14 protein-coding genes and 1 pseudogene are annotated in these 20,025 nt (G+C 32.7%); 8 read left to right on the top strand and 7 right to left on the bottom strand.

Going from position 1 to position 20,025, the window contains the following annotated elements; all coding sequences use genetic code 11:
- Positions 1-246: 246 nt before the first annotated feature.
- The 6 genes from uvrB to amtB all read left to right on the top strand — a co-directional run bounded on the left by uvrB (position 247) and on the right by amtB (position 7,883).
- Complete coding sequence (uvrB, locus tag A9G36_RS05995) at positions 247-2,250, top strand: excinuclease ABC subunit UvrB (RefSeq protein WP_065574010.1); 2,004 nt, start codon at positions 247-249, stop codon at positions 2,248-2,250.
- A gap of 609 nt (positions 2,251-2,859) precedes the next feature.
- Positions 2,860-3,360 (top strand): 5-(carboxyamino)imidazole ribonucleotide mutase, encoded by a 501-nt coding sequence (gene purE / locus A9G36_RS05990; RefSeq protein ID WP_081295285.1) that lies wholly within the window; start codon positions 2,860-2,862, stop codon positions 3,358-3,360.
- 2 nt (positions 3,361-3,362) lie between these two features.
- Positions 3,363-4,433 (top strand): 5-(carboxyamino)imidazole ribonucleotide synthase, encoded by a 1,071-nt coding sequence (gene purK / locus A9G36_RS05985; RefSeq protein ID WP_034943318.1) that lies wholly within the window; start codon positions 3,363-3,365, stop codon positions 4,431-4,433.
- A gap of 25 nt (positions 4,434-4,458) precedes the next feature.
- Positions 4,459-5,949: a dGTPase gene (gene dgt / locus A9G36_RS05980; protein WP_034943315.1), complete on the top strand. Its 1,491-nt coding sequence runs from the start codon at positions 4,459-4,461 to the stop codon at positions 5,947-5,949.
- 291 nt (positions 5,950-6,240) lie between these two features.
- Positions 6,241-6,579 carry a P-II family nitrogen regulator gene (glnK, locus tag A9G36_RS05975; RefSeq protein WP_034943312.1) on the top strand — a complete coding sequence of 113 codons (339 nt, stop codon included), beginning with the start codon at positions 6,241-6,243 and terminating at the stop codon, positions 6,577-6,579.
- Between the two features lie 20 nt (positions 6,580-6,599).
- Positions 6,600-7,883 carry an ammonium transporter AmtB gene (gene amtB / locus A9G36_RS05970; RefSeq protein ID WP_065569228.1) on the top strand — a complete coding sequence of 428 codons (1,284 nt, stop codon included), beginning with the start codon at positions 6,600-6,602 and terminating at the stop codon, positions 7,881-7,883.
- A gap of 127 nt (positions 7,884-8,010) precedes the next feature.
- Here the strand turns inward: amtB and A9G36_RS05965 are convergent, their stop codons facing one another.
- From A9G36_RS05965 to dsdX, 3 genes are all read right to left on the bottom strand, one after another.
- Positions 8,011-8,490 (bottom strand): hypothetical protein, encoded by a 480-nt coding sequence (locus tag A9G36_RS05965; RefSeq protein WP_034943308.1) that lies wholly within the window; start codon positions 8,488-8,490, stop codon positions 8,011-8,013.
- A 227-nt stretch (positions 8,491-8,717) separates the two neighbouring features.
- On the bottom strand, positions 8,718-10,049 hold the full coding sequence (locus A9G36_RS05960; protein ID WP_065585504.1) for a D-serine ammonia-lyase: 1,332 nt from the start codon (positions 10,047-10,049) through the stop codon (positions 8,718-8,720).
- A gap of 21 nt (positions 10,050-10,070) precedes the next feature.
- The gene (gene dsdX, locus A9G36_RS05955; RefSeq protein ID WP_065569226.1) at positions 10,071-11,408 is read right to left on the bottom strand and encodes a D-serine transporter DsdX; all 1,338 of its coding nucleotides are present in this window, start codon (positions 11,406-11,408) and stop codon (positions 10,071-10,073) included.
- A gap of 235 nt (positions 11,409-11,643) precedes the next feature.
- On the opposite strand from dsdX, the gene dsdC reads away from it, so the two are divergent.
- Entirely contained in the window at positions 11,644-12,579 is a 936-nt protein-coding gene (dsdC, locus tag A9G36_RS05950; protein ID WP_065569225.1) for a DNA-binding transcriptional regulator DsdC, read from the top strand.
- Positions 12,580-12,706: 127 nt separating this feature from the next.
- On the opposite strand, the gene A9G36_RS05945 is transcribed toward dsdC, so the two are convergent.
- The gene (locus A9G36_RS05945; protein ID WP_034943300.1) at positions 12,707-13,612 is read right to left on the bottom strand and encodes an EamA family transporter; all 906 of its coding nucleotides are present in this window, start codon (positions 13,610-13,612) and stop codon (positions 12,707-12,709) included.
- A gap of 767 nt (positions 13,613-14,379) precedes the next feature.
- Positions 14,380-15,186: a formate dehydrogenase accessory sulfurtransferase FdhD gene (gene fdhD / locus A9G36_RS05940; protein WP_034943298.1), complete on the bottom strand. Its 807-nt coding sequence runs from the start codon at positions 15,184-15,186 to the stop codon at positions 14,380-14,382.
- A 192-nt stretch (positions 15,187-15,378) separates the two neighbouring features.
- Here fdhD and A9G36_RS05935 point away from each other — a divergent pair, with 192 nt between their 5' ends.
- Positions 15,379-15,909, top strand: a complete 531-nt coding sequence (locus A9G36_RS05935; protein ID WP_034943296.1) for a DedA family protein — start codon at positions 15,379-15,381, stop codon at positions 15,907-15,909.
- Here the strand turns inward: A9G36_RS05935 and mscM are convergent.
- Both mscM and asd read right to left on the bottom strand, forming a co-directional pair.
- A complete protein-coding gene (mscM, locus tag A9G36_RS05930) occupies positions 15,906-18,518 on the bottom strand; it encodes a miniconductance mechanosensitive channel MscM (RefSeq protein ID WP_065585503.1) in 2,613 nt (870 codons plus the stop codon). The genes A9G36_RS05935 and mscM overlap by 4 nt on opposite strands.
- A gap of 16 nt (positions 18,519-18,534) precedes the next feature.
- A pseudogene (gene asd / locus A9G36_RS05925) lies at positions 18,535-19,371 on the bottom strand (archaetidylserine decarboxylase); the annotation flags it as partial.
- Positions 19,372-20,025 lie beyond the last annotated feature (654 nt).

Below are 20,025 nucleotides of genomic sequence, written 5' to 3'. Positions count from 1 at the left end.
TGTTAGTAGTTTATTGAAAACAGTGATAAATTCAATTACTATCAGGATTTGTTTTAATTTGTTTAGATTGTAAGCTTTGATAATTATATTTAATTTTATCAATATGTTATTGTAAATCAAGCTTTCATTTTTCTGTCATGTTTTATTATTTTTATATTGTTTGAACAAAAAATATAATATTTTAAAAGGTCAAGTCCTTTTGGGGATAATTTTTTATTAATAGGTAAAATATTAGGTTGCGATAGAATGAAAAAATTCAAATTATGTTCTGATTTTAAACCTGCTGGTGATCAACCAGAAGCAATAAAGAAAATTAACCAAAATCTTGATGATGGGATTGCCCATCAAACATTATTAGGTGTAACAGGATCTGGAAAAACATTTACCATGGCAAATGTTATAGCCAAACATAACCGTCCAACAATTATTTTAGCTCCAAATAAAACCCTAGCAGCTCAATTATATGGTGAAATGAAGGCTTTTTTCCCCGAAAATGCAGTTGAATATTTTGTCTCTTATTATGACTACTATCAACCCGAATCTTATGTGCCTTCGACTGATACTTTTATTGAAAAAGATGCTTCAATAAATGAACATATTGAACAAATGCGTCTGTCTGCGACTAAATCGCTTCTAGAACGTCGTGATGTGGTGATTGTGGCATCTGTATCGGCAATTTATGGTTTAGGTGCACCTGAAACTTATATGTCAATGATTTTGCATTTAACGAAAGGGACAATCACCGATCAACGTTCAATTTTAACTAGATTGGCGGAATTACAATACACACGTAATGAAATTGGTTTCAGTCGTGGTACTTTTCGGGTACGTGGGGATGTAATCGATATATTCCCAGCAGATTCTGACGAGCTGGCTGTGCGTGTTGAACTATTTGATGATGAAGTCGAGCGTATTGTTATGTTCGACCCACTGACAGGTAATAGCGTTAATGAAGTATCACGAATTACTATTTATCCTAAAACACATTATGTTACACCAAGAAATATTATGGATGATGCTATTGCACAGATTAAACAAGAACTAAAGCAACGACAAAAAGTGCTATTAGACAATAACCGCCTTTTAGAAGAACAACGTTTAACTCAACGTACATTATTTGATATCGAAATGATGACAGAATTAGGTTATTGTTCAGGGATCGAAAACTATTCAAGATTTTTAGCACAACGTAACCCAGGCGATCCTCCAGCGACTTTATTTGATTATTTACCTGCTGATGGATTATTATTTATTGACGAATCCCATGTTGCTATTCCTCAATTAGGAGCTATGTACAACGGTGACCGTTCACGTAAACTTAATTTAGTTGAATATGGATTTCGATTACCCTCTGCTCTAGATAATCGACCATTAAAGTTTGCTGAATTTGAAAATATAATGCCGCAAACCATTTATGTTTCGGCAACACCTGCTAAATACGAAATTGAAAAATCAGGTGGTGAAATCATTGAGCAAGTGGTTAGACCGACCGGGTTGTTAGATCCTGTTATTGAAGTGAGGCCAGTTAATACCCAAGTTGATGATCTGCTTTCTGAAATTAAAATTCGTATTAATAATGATGAGCGAGTTTTAGTCACTACATTAACTAAACGTATGGCTGAAAACTTAACAGATTATTTATCTGAGCATAATGTTAATGTTAGATATCTGCATTCGGATATTAACACCGTTGAGCGTATGGAAATTATTCGTGATTTGCGTTTAGGTAAAGTAGATGTGTTGGTTGGGATTAACTTATTGAGAGAAGGATTAGATATTCCTGAAGTCTCTCTTATTGCCATTTTAGATGCAGACCGAGAAGGCTTTTTACGTTCAGAAAGTTCGTTAATTCAAACAGTTGGGCGCGCAGCCAGAAATGTAAATGGTAAAGCGATTTTATATGCGGATAGAATTACTCAAGCAATGCAAAAAACCATTGATGAAACTGCACGCCGTCGCAAAAAACAAGAGGATTTTAATACAGAACATAATATTACACCAAAATCGGTACGTAAAGAAATCAAAGATATTTTAGATGCAGGTTTAAGTACCAAAAAATCCATAACAAAAGTTGAAGCATTTGAACCGGGTAAACCGTATCACTATGTTTCGGTTAAAGAGGTTCAGGCTAAAGTCAAAGATCTTGAAGTAATGATGTACGAAGCGGCACAAAATCTAGAATTTGAAAAGGCAGGCGTATTGCGTGATGAAATAAAAAAATTACGTGCTGATTTTATTACTGCATCTTAATAAATTAAAAGAAGCATCATTAGAGATAATTCGAATTGAACCCGAAAATTGTTTGTAGGAGGTAGTGGTTCATAATGAAATTATTTACTATACCAGTATCCCTATCAATCTGGAAAATGATGCTTATGAGCAAATAAAAAGTGTGTTAGCAGAAATAAATCAAATTTTAGTGTTAACTAATGGTGATAAAAGATTATATTTTAGGCATAAATTCATTTGTGGTAAATAAAAGCGATTTTGTAGCAATAAAACAAGTATGCGATGAAAGGGGAATTAGGGAGTGTGAACTTGTTGATGACTGAGAACTTTAGGTAAATGCATGGCGATTACTTAGTTGAAGCCAAAATTATTGTGACTGTCAATGGATGAGCATAAAACAATTATGCTCAAAAATAAATTTATTAAGTTTAATTACAAGTGAAAACTTAAAGTTACATTGCTTTTGCTTTATTAAGCCAAATTAAAACAATTTCTAATTTATAAAATAACCAAGCAACTTGTTAATTTTTTAAATTTATATTGAGTTAAAATTATTATTGTTATCCCCATGGGCAAAATATTAGTGTATACTTTGAGCACTTAATGGTTCAAATATTTAGATGGTTTTTTATGCGCACTCAACCTAAAGTTGCCATTGTAATGGGTTCTAAAAGTGATTGGAATACTATTCAACATGCTGCAAACGTGCTAGATGAATTAACTATTACTTACCATGTTGAAATCGTTTCTGCTCATCGTACTCCCGATAAGCTATTTCAATTTGCCGAAAATGCAAAACTAAAAGGATTTAATGTGATTATTGCAGGTGCTGGTGGTGCCGCGCATTTACCTGGTATGTTAGCTGCTAAAACCTTAGTGCCTGTATTAGGGGTACCAATTCAAAGTGAAGCACTAAATGGTGTAGATAGCTTATATTCAATTGTACAGATGCCCAAAGGTATTCCTGTTGGTACGTTAGCGATAGGTAAATCCGGAGCGGTTAACGCAGCATTACTTGCTGCACAAATACTTTCCTTGCATGATAAAGATATTTATCAACGCTTATCAACATGGCGATTAAGTCAAACTGATGATATTTTAAATCATCCCGATCCTAGAGTAGATGCATAATTATGAAACTTCAAACTGTTTGCGTGTTAGGTAATGGTCAATTAGGCCGAATGCTTAAGGAAGCCGGTGAACCTTTAGGAATAAAGGTTTTTCCTGTTGGATTAGATGTAGATCCTATCTCTATTCCCTACCAACAGTCTGTTATTACTGCAGAAATTGAAAGTTGGCCTGATACACCGTTCACGCAAATTTTAGCTAATCATCCCCATTTTATTAATCGAAATATATTTCCGCTAATAGCAGATCGTTTAACACAAAAACAACTGCTTAATGAATTAAGTTTACCTACTGCTAAATGGTTCGCTTTAGAACAACCTCAGGATTGGCCAAAATTGTTTACCGAACTTGGTGATCAAATCATTGTTAAATGCCGAACTGGTGGTTATGACGGGAGAGGGCAGTGGCGAATTAATATAGATAGTGACATATCGGTTCCGGATGATATTTATCACTATGCGATTGCTGAACAAGTGATTCCTTACGAAAAAGAGATGTCATTAGTTGGAGCACGTAACGCTAAAGGGGAGATGGCATTTTACCCTCTTACTAATAATTTACATCAAGAAGGTATTTTAAAAATATGTGTCGCTAAACCGAACGAATCACCTATATTACAAACCAAAGCAGAGCAGATGCTATCAGCCATTATGCATAAATTAAATTATGTGGGAGTTATGGCAATGGAATGTTTTGTTATCGGTAATGATTTACTAATCAATGAATTGGCTCCTAGAGTGCATAATAGTGGGCATTGGACACAAAATGGTGCATCGATAAGTCAATTTGAACTTCATCTTCGTGCAATATTGGGATTGCCACTCCCTATGCCTGATGTTTTTTCTACTTCTGTCATGATTAATTTAATTGGAATTAAATTAAATCCTAGCTGGTTATCCGTTGATTTAGTTCACCTGCATTGGTATCAAAAGGAAATTAGAACAGGTCGTAAAGTTGGGCATTTAAATTTAACTCATTATCAATCCGTTAAACTAAAACAATCTTTAACTCTTTTAACGTCATTTTTACCTACTGATTATCAATCATCGATTGAATGGGCAATACAAAAATTATAGTATTATAAATACAAAGGATTGAAATATGATAGATTTTAATAAAAAAATCAGCTATCAACGTTATACAAGTAAAGTATGTGAAGATTTAACCGATGCCTATTCAATTGTACGCCAGTTTGAAAGCGATCGTGGGAGAATCATTAATTCAGCCGCTATTCGACGTTTACAACAAAAAACGCAGGTTTTTCCGTTAGAGAGAAATTCAGTTGTCAGAACTCGCCTTACTCATTCTATGGAAGTACAGCAAGTCGGCCGCTATATTGTAAAAGAAATAATGTATCGACTTGGTAAATCGCGGAAGCTTAAAACATATGGGTTAGATAGTGCAATAATGTCAATAGAAAGTTTAGTTGAAATGGCTTGTTTAATGCATGATATAGGTAACCCCCCATTCGGGCATTTCGGTGAAAAAGCAATTAATCAGTGGTTTATTGAACGGTTGGGGATCGATACTCCATCTAAATACCCATTACTTGAGTTACAGGAATCGGATACTACCGAGCTTAAAAAATTAAAAACTAAAATTCGTCGAGATTTATCAAATTTTGAAGGTAATGCTCAAGCAATACGTTTGATACATAGTATTTTACGATTAAATCTTACTTATTCGCAAGTCGCTTCAATTCTTAAATACTCTAAGCCTGCTTATTGGGCAAAAAATGATGTGCCAGCTAAATTTTCTTATCTAATGAAAAAACCAGGATATTATTTATCTGAAGAACAATTCATTCAAAAATTATCTGAACAACTTGAAATTAAGCCATTCCATCGTTATCCGCTTACTTATATTATGGAAGCAGCTGACGATATTTCTTATTGTATTGCTGATCTTGAAGATGCTGTTGAGAAGAAACTGTTTACAGTGCAACAACTTTACCATTATTTAGAAAAAGCTTGGGGAACAATTAAAGATAATGATTTGTTTAGTAGAGTTGTAAAACGCCCATATGATAATTTAAAAAAAAATGGATTTAATGCTATTGCTATTGGGCAATTTTTTATGTACGTACGCGTTAATGCAATAGGAAAGCTTGTCCCTCATGCCGCTGAGCGCTTTATTGAAAATATTGAAGATATTTATCATGGTTCGTTTAACCATGCATTACTTGAAGATAATGGTGCAGAATATCAATTATTAAAAATATTTAAAAGGGTTGGGGTTGAACATGTTTTTAATCATGAATCGGTTGAAAACATTGAATTACAAGGTTACCGTATTATTAGTGGATTATTAGATATTTATAGTCCTTTATTAAATATGTCGACGGCTGAGTTTTTGAAGCTAGCCGAAGATAATGTTCATCAAGGTTATCCAATCGAAACCAGACTTTATCATAAACTGTCGGCTAAACATTGTGATGCTTACCAACAAGCGATTAAAAATATTGAAAAAATTGAACCAAGTTTTGCTTGTTGGGAGTTTTATTATCGATGCCGACTGATACAGGATTATATCAGTGGTATGACAGATCATTTTGCTTATGACGAATATCGTAAACTTATGGTAACTTTCTGATTTATTTTTTTCTTAAAAGTCAAATGGCAACCAAAAAGTATCATCACAATATTCGTGCATAATAGGCAGTGTTTTCTAGCTATTTGTTTAATAATTTTTTTAATAAGTAATTATTATTTAAATAAATACTGCCTATTTTGATTTATTGTTTTGTAATTATAATTCCATATGTTAACTCAATATTTAAAATGATTATCATCAATTTCTTCAAATAAATTCTCTTTTAATAACTTTATGGCACGATGTTTGCATTAACTTACCCACCTATCATATTAATGAGAGAAATAATAAATGAAATTACTGACTGTGATAATTAAACCATTTAAGCTAGAAGAAGTAAGAGAATCGCTTTCAAAAATAGGTATAACGGGATTAACTGTTACCGAGGTTAAAGGTTTTGGTCGACAAAAAGGTCATTCAGAACTTTATCGAGGGGCCGAATATAATGTCAATTTTCTACCTAAAGTAAAAATTGACTTAGCTATTAGTGATGAACAACTTGATGAAGCTATTAATATCATTACTACAACCGCTTATACTGGCAAAATTGGCGATGGTAAAATTTTTGTTGCTTCACTTGATCATGTTGTTCGTATTCGTACCGGTGAAACCGATGATTCAGCTTTATAACTGTTGTTAAGGATATAATTATGTTAATAAAATTACTTAGCTTAATAACCCTTGTTTTACTAACAGTTCCTGCTTTTGCTGAAGAAGTGACAATATCTGATAAAGCGGATAATGGCTTTATGATGATTTCTACTGTACTAGTCTTATTCATGTCATTCCCTGGAATTGCATTATTTTATGGAGGGCTGTTGCGTTCAAAAAATGTGTTATCGATATTATCACAAGTATTAGTGACATTTTCTTTGATTGCAGTGTTATGGATTATTTATGGTTATTCGCTTACCTTTGGTGAAGGAAACTGGTTTTTTGGTAACTTTCAGCATATCTTATTGATGGGTATTGGTATTTCAGATCTATCAGGTTCAATTTATGAATTTATTTGGATTGCATTTCAAGGATCATTTGCATGTATTACTTGTTGTTTAATTTTAGGAGCATGTGCCGAGCGAATTCGATTTTCAGCCGTAATCATTTTTATGGTGCTATGGTTCACTTTTTCTTATATTCCAATAGCTCATATGATTTGGGGTGGTGGTATTCTTTGTGATGAGGGAGCGTTAGATTTTGCTGGTGGTACTGTAGTGCATATTAATGCGGCAATTGCTGGGTTAGTAGGAGCTTATCTATTGAAAAATAGAATTGGTTTTAACCGCGAACCATTAAGACCATTCAATTTACCATATGTGTATCTTGGTGCTGCTATTCTTTATATTGGTTGGTTTGGTTTCAATGCAGGCTCATCAACGCATGCGGATGAAATTGCAGGATTAGCGTTTATTAATACGATAGCTGCTACAGCTGCTGCAGTTCTAGCTTGGTTATTAGCTGAATGGATATTACGAGGCAAGCCATCATGTCTTGGAGCAGTATCTGGTGTGATAGCCGGGTTAGTTGGAATAACACCTGCTGCTGGTTTTGTTGGAGTAGGGGGGGCACTATTAATAGGTATTATTTCTGGTTTTTCAGGGGTTTGGGGGGTATCTTCATTAAAAAGAGCTTTGAAAGTTGATGATACCTGTGATGTATTTGGTGTACATGGGGTCTGTGGTATTGTCGGTTGCCTATTAACAGGTGTTTTTACTTCAGATATTTTTGGGGGAATAGGATACGCTGAAGGTGTCACAATAATAAGCCAAGTTGGTATTCAATTAATAAGTGTGATTACGTGTGTTGTTTGGACCACTGTTGTATCATTCTTTGCTTATAAAATCGCTGATTTATGTGTTGGATTGAGAGTTTCTGAAGAATATGAAAGTGAAGGTTTAGATATCAACTGTCATGGTGAAAGAGCATTTAATAGTTAGTTGGGATTTAATAGCCAGTTGGGAATAAAGTTAATATTTCCTATTTTTAATAAACCTATTAATTTCAAAAAATTATCTACAGAGAGCCATCCCTGTAGATAATTATTTATTATTAAGGGACCATTACTTAATCATCCCAAAGCATTATCGCATTATCTTCAGTTAAGATTAAAGGTGGCGCAAAAAGGTGCTCCTTTATTTTTGTTGGCATAACATTAACATCATTTAAATCAAGCTTGACATCAGGATAAATCTTAGCCATTTCTTTTAAACGTGTACCAAGTAATTTCTTTACTTTATTTGATTCTTTAGCCAAAGCTATATCATCTTTTAACATTCCAATTTGTTTTTCATGATGTTCCGATTCAAATACTTCACCAAATATGAAAGAAAATTCCTTATTATTACGAAAAGTATTTTTTTCGTTATACTCTTTTTCTTTATATTCAGTATGATGCAATTTAAGCTCCTTAATACGTAATGCAATAATATCATCAATACGATCAGGATAATCTAATTTTGTTTCTAAATAGCTTAAGGTTTTTTGTTTAGCTACTGATTCACTCCTTTGTACTAAGGTAAATAATGGTTTTTTATGTGTCTTCATTTTATAATTTCCTTTTTATTTCAGGACAATAATATAACGATGTATCGGACAATTAAAAAAAACGATTGTTGCTTGTTTTCTAACAACGCTTTAAGTTATCAGTATAAAAATGAATAAAATTCTTCAATTTTATTATTATTTTTTAAAATTTAATTAAATAATATCTTGTTTGTCGATTACCAAAATACTATTTAAATTATATTTAAAAACACTTAATACTTTAGATACTAAATATTTCCAAAATTAAGGTATTTGCACATTTCCTCTTTGGGAACCATTCCCCCTCCTGTTGCCCATACTAGGTGTGTTGCATTTTTTAACGCTTTTAATGAAATTTGAAAACGATCTAAATAAGACTGGTTTTCTTCTACTAGGAACGGTCCTAACATTCCAGCAAGAGCAGAAGGTTCTAATTGAATATGTTCTTGTTTATTCAACAAGCTGAGTAAATCATACATATGTTGATCGGAAATGGTATAGTAACCATCAAGTAACCTTTCCATAGCGCGACCAACAAAGCCTGAGGGTCTGCCTACTGCTAAGCCGTCAGCAGCGGTGATATTATCAATACCAATATCTTGTACCGAAATATTATCGTGTAAGCCCGTGTAAACGCCTAAAAACATGCAAGGTGAATGGGTTGGTTCGGCGAAGATACAGTGTACATTATCGCCAAAAGCGAGTTTTAATCCAAATGCAACGCCTCCTGGACCACCACCAACACCACAAGGTAGATAAACAAATAATGGATGCTCATTATCTACTTTGACATTTAATTTTTTAAATTGTTCCCTAACACGTTGACCTGCGACAGAATAGCCTAAAAAAAGTGTTTTAGAATTTTCGTCATCGATAAAAAAACAATTTGGATCAGATTGTGCAGCTTTACGGCCTTGCTCAACAGCAAAACCATAATCTTGCTGATACTCAATAACCGTTACATGATGAGATCGCAAATTCTGTTTTTTCCATTCACATGCATTGGCAGACATATGAACGGTCACTTTAAAGCCTAATTTGGCACTTATAATTCCGATAGATAGGCCTAAGTTTCCAGTCGAACCCACAGCAATACTGTATTGACTAAAAAAATATCTAAATTTATCTGAAAATAATTGGCTATAGTCATCGTTTTTTGCTAATAAGCCATGCTCAAAAGCTAGTTTTTCAGCATGAGTGAGTACTTCATAAATTCCACCTCGTGCCTTGATCGAACCAGAAATGGGCAAATGGCTGTCTTTTTTAAGTAATAAATTACCCATAAGTTTTGTTTGATGACGTTTTTCAAGTGCAATTTTCATTTTTGGAATCATCACAATTTCAGACTCAATGATCCCTTTCATTTCGGCAGTTTCTGGAAATGCTTTACTTAAGTATGGAGCAAATCGTTGTAATCTTTGGCTTGCATCTTCAACATCATCTTTTGTAAGCGTAACATAGGGTAATGCCTCTTTTAATGTGGTCACCTTTGGGTTAAACCAAATAGTTTCCTCCAATTTCATCAATTGATCTATTAAAGGATATTGCTGTTTTAAGTTTTTAATGTCTAAAGCTTTCATAATTTCCTTCTTAAAATTATTTTATATAACGTAAGATAATAAAAAAGTACTTGCTAAGGAGATCAATGAGGCAATGAAAGTAGCTGAAGTGTAATATTTAAATATTTCATTCAATGATGCACCACAATATTGCTTAACTAACCAAAATAGTGAATCGGTAACAATAGTACAACCTATAGCGCCAGAGCCTATAGCCAATGTTATAATTTCAGGACTAATATCAGGATAAAGTGGAAGCATAGGTGAAACAATCGCAGTCGCTCCCATCATAGCTACAGTGGCTGAGCCAACAGCTGCATGTAAGATAATTGCGACCAACCAAGCTAATAAAATAGGATGTATATCTAAGTGGGATAAAATATTAGCTAGACCATCACTTAATCCACTTTCTTTTAGAATTGCATTAAAAGCACCTCCAGCACCAATGATTAATAAGATGTTAGCGATAGATGAAAAACAATCTTCTGTCTTGGTTAATAGTACTGACATTCCCATATTGCGGCGATGCCCTAAAGTATAATAGGCAAAAAAAGCACCGATAAACATGGCAGTTATAGGATTGCCAATAAATTCTAAAATACCGTATATAGAACTCGATTTATCAATATTAAGTTCAGCAGTTGTTTTTATTAGCATTAAAATAATCGGTAGCAAAACCGTTAAAAGAGTTGTGCCTAACGATGGGAGTTCCTCTTCAGCCTTTACACGCATGCGAGCAAATTCTGTAGGTACAGGTTTAAAAGGTATTTTGTTTTTAATGATTTTTAAAAAAATAGGCCCACCAATTAGTGAAGCAGTAAGACCGATCGCTAAACCCAAAATAATAACTGTACCCATATCAGCACCTAATGCATTAGTTACGTACAGTGCAGCAGGATGTGGCGGCACTATACAATGAACAGCCATTAGAGCCGTACAAAGTGGGATTGCTAATGTTAATAAAGATGTTTTTGTTTTTTTTGCAATAGAAAAAGCTAAAGGAATCAGTAAAACAACTCCGACTTCGACAAAAAGAGTGATTCCGCACACTAAACCAACTAATACCATAATAACTTCAGGCGATAACCAACGAAATTTTTGTAAGGCTATTCCTATTCTTTCTGCTGCACCTGAAATTTCCATCATTTTGCCAAGAATTGTCCCTAGCCCAATGACAGCTGCTAAGAAACTTAATGTATTACCAATGCCATCTTCGATAGCAGAGATTATTTTTAAAGGAGGCATATTCATTAACGCTCCAACATAAAAGCTAGCAAGTAACAGGGCTAAAAAAGGGTGTAACTTACATTTCACGATTGAAATAACAATTAATATAATACTTGAGACTAATACACAAATAATCCAAAATTGGAAATTCATTTTTATCTACTCCTCTGTTATGTTTTATAATTATCAATATTATTAAATGTTTTTAGTTATTATTTGACAAATGATAAATAAACAACTTAACATGAATTAAATTTGTACAAAAAAATGATTTAAATCAAATAATGCGTTATTTCAAATAGTTGTATTCGTTTTTAATGTTTAGAAATGTAAATTGCCGTTAGTAGTACTGTTGAAGTCGTAAAACGAAACGCAGGAGGAATTACTGATGTATGATGAAGAAAGTTATTTGGCTAAAAATCGTGTAATTAACCGTTATCAATTAGCTAAACTATATACTTTTGAGTCTGCTGCTCGCCATTTGTCTTTTGCATTAACTGCTGAAGAACTTTGTATTAGTCCAAGTGCAGTTAGTCATCAGATTATTAAGTTAGAAGAAGAACTTGGTTTCAAATTATTTAAACGGTTTCATCGAAGGATAGAGCTTACTTTTGATGGCAAAAATTTATTTGATGTTGTAAAAAAATTGCTTAAACAATTAAATCAGGAAATCCTAGAAATAACCAATCAAGAAATCTCTGGTACACTAACAATTTACGCGCGGCCTTCCTTAACTCAGAGTTGGTTAGTGCCTAAATTATCGCAGTTCAATCGACAATATCCTTATATAACACTCAATATTTTGTCAGGCAATGAAATTATAAATTTTAATCGATATCGCATTGATTTAGCTATTTACTATGACGATCATAAGCATGATGAACTAATTTACGATTACCTAATGAATGAAACAATTACTCCTGTTTGTAGCCCATATTATGCTGAAAAACATAATTTATATCGCAATCCTAATAATTTAAAAAACTGTACTTTATTGCATGATAGCCAGGCTTGGGGATATGATTCAAGTTTTGATGAGTGGATAACTTGGGCAAATAATTTTTCATTATCTTTTGATTTTAATAATATTGCTAAAATGACATTTGATAGAAGTGATTTAGCTAGTGAAGCTGCGATATATAATGTTGGGGTAGCTATGGGACGAAAACAATTAATTGATAAATATCTTGAAAATGGCGATCTTATAACTCCTTTTCCTGAAATGAAAAAACAATGTAAACAGCATTATTATGTATTAAGGCCACAAGCAAAATATAATCCAAAAGCAGATATTTTTGTTAAATGGCTAAAAAAATATGTCTAATTTATCGTATAACTAAATAAGTATATTTTTTCCTGGAAATGGATAGAGAGCTTTTGTTGTATGACTATTAGGTTAAGATATTTTTTTAATAGTGCGGCAATAGCCGCACCAGAATCGCTAAAGTTAATCATGTGGATTTTTTTAAATGTTTTAGGTTTGATAGGGTAATTGCTAACATGATTATTATAACACCTACCCATTCATTAAATAGCACTGGCTCTTTTAAATAAAAATAAGAACATGTTACTGCTATAGGCAATTCTGCTGTGGATAATATGGCGCTTAACGAAATCCCGATTTTCGGCATCCCTACTGAAAATAAAAATGGAGGTAAAACGGTACCAAGCAATGAGAGTAAAAATCCGAGTTGATAGAGTTGGTCATCAATAGGCAATTTAAAGAAAAATAATGGTGGAAAAATTAAAAAGGTTATGATACATGCACCGGTTATCATTAAGGCACTTTTTTCTAGTTTTGGTAAATCGTTTCCGATATTGCTACTCGTTATAATAAATAACGAGTACATTAGTGCAGCTAAAAAACCGAAGAAACAGCCTGTTAAGTTTAAATGAATATCTTGATTAAAAATTCCTGTAGATAAGCAACTACCTATGATAATCATAGAGATAGTGAAAAGTTGAATTATTGTTGGTTTATTTTTAAAAACAACGAAATCGATAATGACGCTAAGCCATAAATATTGCATCAATAAAACAATTGCAATCGACGCAGGTACTAACTGCACGCATTGATAATAGCATATTCCTACCAATCCAGGAAATATCCCAACACTACAAACTTTCCATTTTTTAGTGAGCGGTTTTTTTGTCGATTGATCTATTTTTGTTTTACTAATTTTTTTAACAAATAAGTGAATACTCCATAAAATAATCATACCTAAAAAACATTGGATGCCTGTGACCTCACCAAGGGAATAGCCTGCCTTATAAGCAGTTTTTACAATCGAAGATAGTACGCCAAAACTACAAGCACCTAAAAATACTAAAAAGCTACCTAAAAATTTTTCTTTCATATTTAAATCTCAAAATTTAAAAAATTACTTTATTGATAATAATCAATATACAAGATAGTAAGAAATCACAGGTATAATTCTGTGAGTATTTTTGTGGAAAATTATAAATTAATCAGAACAAAATGAAAGGAATTATCTTATAATGCATTATATTGTATATAATAAATTATTCCATTATAAAATATAATTTATTACGGATATAGTTAAATGATTAATAAGAATTAATAATTAATACTAGTGTGTAATTTAAAGAATTAACCATGTGGGTTGACAATTCCTGTCTTCTCTTTGTGTGTATATTAACCTATAGAGCATTTATAATTGAAATTAAATAAGCACTAAAACATTGATCATAGACATAAATAGGTCTTGTGTATTTGTTTGAATAGTTGCTCTTTTTTTTACAAAAATCAATCCAAAGATATTATGGAAATCTATCTCTCTAAATCTAAACGAGAAAGCTAAGATTATTTTTGATTTTTATTAAAATTAATATGAATTAGCGTTAAATTGTAAACGTCTAATATAAGAAGTGTCGTACAAATGACATAAAGTAGTTCTAGCTTAATTAGCTTTTTATCCACATTACCACAATAACAATTGTTGTGCCAAATACTCTATCCTTTGATAAAACTGTTATAGTATTGAATTTGTGTTTATCCAAACAGTGATAGTGTATAGAATTGGATAAAGCGATAATTTGTATGAATGCTAAAGATTGCGTCATATTCTTCAAAATACAAAATAAAATAACAATAAGCAATCAATTAATTAATACGATCAGTTCCTGTATAAATAACGCCTTTATCTCCTCTAAAAAATCCAATTAACGTTATATTTGTTTGTTTAGCCATATCAACAGCCATTGATGTTGCCGCCGAAACAGCCAGTATAATTTCGATACCACAACTGGCTGTCTTCTGCACCATTTCATAGCTAGCTCTACTAGAAACAAGCACAACTCCATGTTGATATTCCAAATTCTTTTGTAATTTAATGGCTCTAAACCCCAATAACTTATCTAATGCAACGTGCCTACCTACATCTTCAAATCCTGCAAGGAAGTTACCTTTTAAATCAAGCCATACTGCGGCGTGTGTGCAGCCAGTTTTATTTCCTACTAGCTGTACTTTCCTAAGATGAGATAAACTATGATTAAAATCAGAAAGAACAATGTGGTCATTTATTGGAATACTGGGCAAAATTTGGCAAACCTGATCAATTTGTTCCGAACCACATATTCCGCAGCCTGTTCTTCCCGTAAGATTTCTACGTTTTTGTTTAAGTTCGCTAAATCGCCTTGATGATAGTTCAATATGGACCTCAATCCCTTTTGAAGTATCCATAATATCAATACTATAAATTTCATTCACGTTTTGGATAATTTTTTCCGTTAGTGAAAAACCTATAGCAAAATAGTTGAGATCTTTCGGTGTCGCCATCATAACTACATGTGATATGCCGTTATAAATTAATGCTACTGGTTTTTCGATAGCGATAATATCTTCCTGCGAATTGAAAAAATCCCTATCTTTAAATTTTTTGACTGAAATCTTTTTAATACCAATGGTCATGGTTTTCTCTTATGATTTATTTTGTTGATTTAATAGGTTAGTTCAGAGCTACGAATGTTAATAAACTATGATTAGTATTCGTTATTTATATTTTGTAAGGTTCTGACGATAGTTTGTTCGTGTTGACCAATATGTCGATTATTATGTTAAAATAATCAGTAATAATCAATTATATTATTATCAATATATATTATGTCATTACATGAAATTACCAATGCAATTATACAATTTATTGAAAATCATCAGGTATGGGCTTTGCCAATTATTTTTTTGTTAGCATTTGGTGAGTCGCTTGCCATTATTTCATTATTACTTCCTGCTACCGCCATTTTACTTGGTTCAGGCGCTTTGATTGGTTCTGGAGCTATTTCATTTGTACCTGTTTTAATAGCAGCTTCGTTGGGTGCTGCTATTGGTGATTTTGTTTCTTATTGGTTAGGAAAATACTATCACCAACAGGTTATTTCTTCTTGGCCTTTGAATAAACACCCAAAATTGATTTATCGTGCAGAGCAGTTTTTTATGCGTTACGGAATATTTGGCGTATTTATTGGCCGTTTTTTTGGACCTTTGCGTGCAATTGTTCCTTTGGTTGCTGGCACAATGCATATGCCAGCAATCAAGTTTAATGTAGCTAATGTTGTTTCAGCTCCTATTTGGGCATTTGTATTATTAGCTCCAGGCGCATTTGGGGTTCCTTTCTTAGAAACTCTTTTCGGTTAAATTGTTCCTACAGTATAACTACGACGCCCACTTTTACGCCCAAGCGCTTCTAAATTAGTTTGTAAAGGAGGGAATGGTAAAGTTAAATTGTTCTTGCGATATGCTTCAAGTATTAACTTATGAATTGCACTACGTAAAAGCATTCTATGATTCATTTCAGCGGCAAAGACGCGTAATTCAAATAACTGGATGCCTTCTTGAATATCGACTAAAAACACTTGAGGTTCCGGATCACTAAGCACATATTCACATTCATTAGAAGCTTGTTGTAATAATTTAATAACCAGATCACTATCTGCATCAATTGTTGCTGGAATGGTTAGTACAATACGTGTAATAGAATCAGATAAAGACCAATTAACTAATTGCTCAGTAATAAAGGCTTTATTCGGCATTACAATTTCTTTACGATCCCAATCAACAATAGTGATTGCTCGTGTATTGATTTTCGCAATACTTCCCGTAAGCTCACGAATCGTCACAGTATCGCCAATACGGACAGGTTTTTCAAATAAAATAATCAATCCAGAAATAAAATTTGCAAAAATTTCTTGCAAACCAAATCCTAGACCAACACCTAATGCAGCAATTAACCATTGAATTTTTGACCAATCTATACCTATAAATGAAAATGCAATCATTGATCCGATCATTAAAATAATATATTTGGATATTGTAGAAATTGCATAGCCAGTACCTGGTGCTAAATCTAAGTGTTGTAAAATGCCTAGCTCTAATAAAGCAGGTAAATTTTTAACTAACTGAATAGTAATAGTCATTACTAAAATCGCAATGCACACCGCACCAAGAGTAATATACTGTTCTATTTCGGCACCGTTGACGATAGTATTGGTTCCCCAAAGTTTAATATTATTCATAAAAGCAAAGGCTGAATGTAATTCTGACCAGAGTAAAATCATACTAATTAATGCAATTAACATAATTATGGATCGCACTAAATGTAGAGATTGGGCACTAATAGCATCTAAATCTATGACTGGTTCATCGAGATTTTCATTGGTTGAATTATCGTCTTCTTGAATTTTTGCTCGTTGCATACGTTCCAGACGGCGTTGCTTTGTTCGTTCAAATTCAATACGACGTTTTTGGATCCACATCCAGCGACGAACCATAAAATAGATAACTAATAAGCCGAACCAAATGATCACAGATGCTTCAAGACGTCCTAATAATACTTGAGCTGTGGATAAATAGCCTAAGCATGCAGCAATAATGGCCAACCACGGTGCACTTAGTAAAATAAACCATAAAATATGGCTTAAAAGATTATCCCCGGTTCCTTTTTTGTCAATAAATAAAGGTACTCCAGCACGGTGAATAGAATTGGTCATAAATACTAATGCAAAGCAAAGCAGAATAAAAGCAGAACGCCCAATTGTTGCGGCAAATTGCCGATTACTAAACTGATCAAAACTCATTACGATCATAACAAGTGGGATCACTAGCCATACTGAAAGTTGATAGTATTTCATTGCAGCACGAACATTTTTTGCCAACCAACCAAAATGAGTGATAAATAAGCCATTTGGGGCCGCAAAATGCGAAGTTATAATAAAAACCCATAAAATCGGTGCGGCTGCATTAACCCCATAGCCTAATGCGACAGCAACTGGGTAATCCCAATTAATTTGTAAAGTATAACCAAAAACTGCCCATAATATAGGTATAGGCAATGCCATTATTAATGAGAAAATAACGACTTTTAAGGTTAATGAATAGCTATCTTGTGTTACTTTACCTACTCGTATTGCTGATTTATTTAAAAATGTGTTGTACTTGATACGCATTTTTAAATGGGCAAAAACGAAAAACATCGATAATATAAGTAGAAACAATGGTTTTGGTGAACTAAGTGCTTCTAAGCTTGCATTATATAGTTGTGATAATGTGTCGATTGAAAAGATAACATAAACCACATCTTTAGCTAGATTTAGAGGAAAGTTTAATGAAATAGGATTGACATTGGCAACCCAGAAGAAGTAGCGATGAGTGGCGTCATTAATTTCGTCAATTACATTAGTTAATTGTTTATTCGCTATTTTTAATTTTGCAAGTTCAAGAATTGTTGTATCTGTTCCTGAAATTAACGTTTTAAGCAGCTCTGTTTGTTCACGTAGTAAACGTCGGTATTGAGCTGCTTCTTTTGTATTATTAAAAGGAGACTTATTTAAGGAAGGATAGTTGTCTAATGCCGCTAAATTATTTGTGTAGTTAAGCTGTTGTGCTTTTTCTTCAGCAATTTCGGCATCAAGTTCATGCGATTTTGGTTTTTCTGGTAGATGTAAAAGTTGTTGGCGTAATGTTTCGCCAAGAGCAGTTGAAAAACTCAACCATTCTCCTTGTTCATCTAGTGTTGCCAGTGTATTTTGAGCGTGTGAAATTTGCGTGGTAATATTATTTTGTTCATTAATAATGCTAGTCAAATGTGATTTTTGAGAGTCCATGTATTGCCGAAGCTCATCATTTTTATTACTTAACTGGCTAATAAGTAGAGATAATTCCTGTTCATTATTAATGGTTATTGACTCTGCAAAAATTACTGAAGAACAAATCATCAGTACAAAACTTAAAATACCACGCATCCACATAAGGTTAAATCCTTTCGGCTAATATCTGTCCAACTCGAGTAATATCACCGATTTTAATATTTTTAGAAAATTCAATTGAGTTTGAAGCAAATAATGTTATCACCGTTGAGCCCAATTTAAAACTACCCATATCTTGCCCTTTGACGAGTTTTACTTCATCCTTATAATTCCAAGATTTCATAATACCTTCTCGAGGCGGTGTAATTATGCCTTCCCATTGTACTTCAATGCTACCAACTATTGTTGCACCCACTAAAATTTGCGCCATAGGGCCAAGCTCAGTTTCAAACAAGCAAATTACACGTTCGTTACGAGCAAAAATATTGGGAATATTTTCTGTTGTTGCTTTATTAACCGAAAAAAGTGAACCTGGAATATAAATCATTTCACGTAAAATTCCATCGCATGGCATATGAAAACGATGATAATCTTTAGGTGATAAATAGGTTGTTACATAGGTCCCATTTTTGAAAAATTTAATCATTTCAGGATGACAAGCAAGTAGTGATTCTAATGAGTAGGAATGCCCTTTTGCCTGTAATAACTGATTATCTTGAATTAAGCCAAATTGGCTAATCACCCCGTCTGCAGGCATAACTATTATATTATTTGCTGTATTAACTGGTCTTGCTTCTTCTTTTAATTCTCGGGAGAAAAAATCATTAAAAGTCTTGTAATCTGTTGCATTAGTAAGTTTTGCTTCGCTTAAATCTACTTTATACAGTTTACAAAACCCTATGATCATCCATGTTGTAACCTTTCCTAGCTGTTTTTTAGCTAACCAACCGAATATGACAGTTAATAGCTGTTTAGGGAGAAGATACTGAATAATTGTTTTTAGCTGATTTAACATAGATTGCTCTCTAATTATGATAAAAATTGCACATTATAGCAATATTTACAATGATTGCATTAAAGTTAATCTTAACATGATGAGTAAGTTATTGGTGTTGATTGAGGAACATGAACAATAATTATAGAAGGTTAATAATCTGTTAATAGAACATTTTTTAATATTATGACAAGGAAAAAATATTATATTGAATAATTTATTATTGAAATAGATAAAATCTAATTTGTTAAAAATGCTTATTAAATTGTATTTTTTGAACTATAATATTCAGAAATTATTGATGAAAATTTGATCTACGGTGGGGTTTTAATTTTACTTGCTAAATCAACTCTTAGCTGGGTTTCACGAACATTCTAGATGAGCTTAAACTGAAATCTTCGTTTTTTATGCTGGTATATTTAAGTGTATAAAATTAGTTTTTATTATTTTTAATTAAAGCATCCACAAAAATTACAACTGTTTACAATTTTTAAAGTTTGTTATTAAATGCAAACCAATAAAACTATAAAAAGTATAACAGTAAGGAGAACAATAAAACTAACAATTATTAATACTTAATAAATTGCCTGAACAGCAAATAAAGGAGTTATGTAAAGTAGGCAAATTAAATGATTTAGAATGAAAGGAAATAAACAAAAATTAACTGTTAATGGG

Origin of the sequence: Gilliamella sp. Choc6-1, assembly GCF_001690385.1 — a bacterium.
In the GTDB taxonomy this organism is placed as follows: domain Bacteria; phylum Pseudomonadota; class Gammaproteobacteria; order Enterobacterales; family Orbaceae; genus Gilliamella; species Gilliamella apicola_A.
The sequence above is the reverse complement of the archived record's forward strand: the minus strand, read 5'-3'. Positions and strand labels throughout refer to the sequence as shown.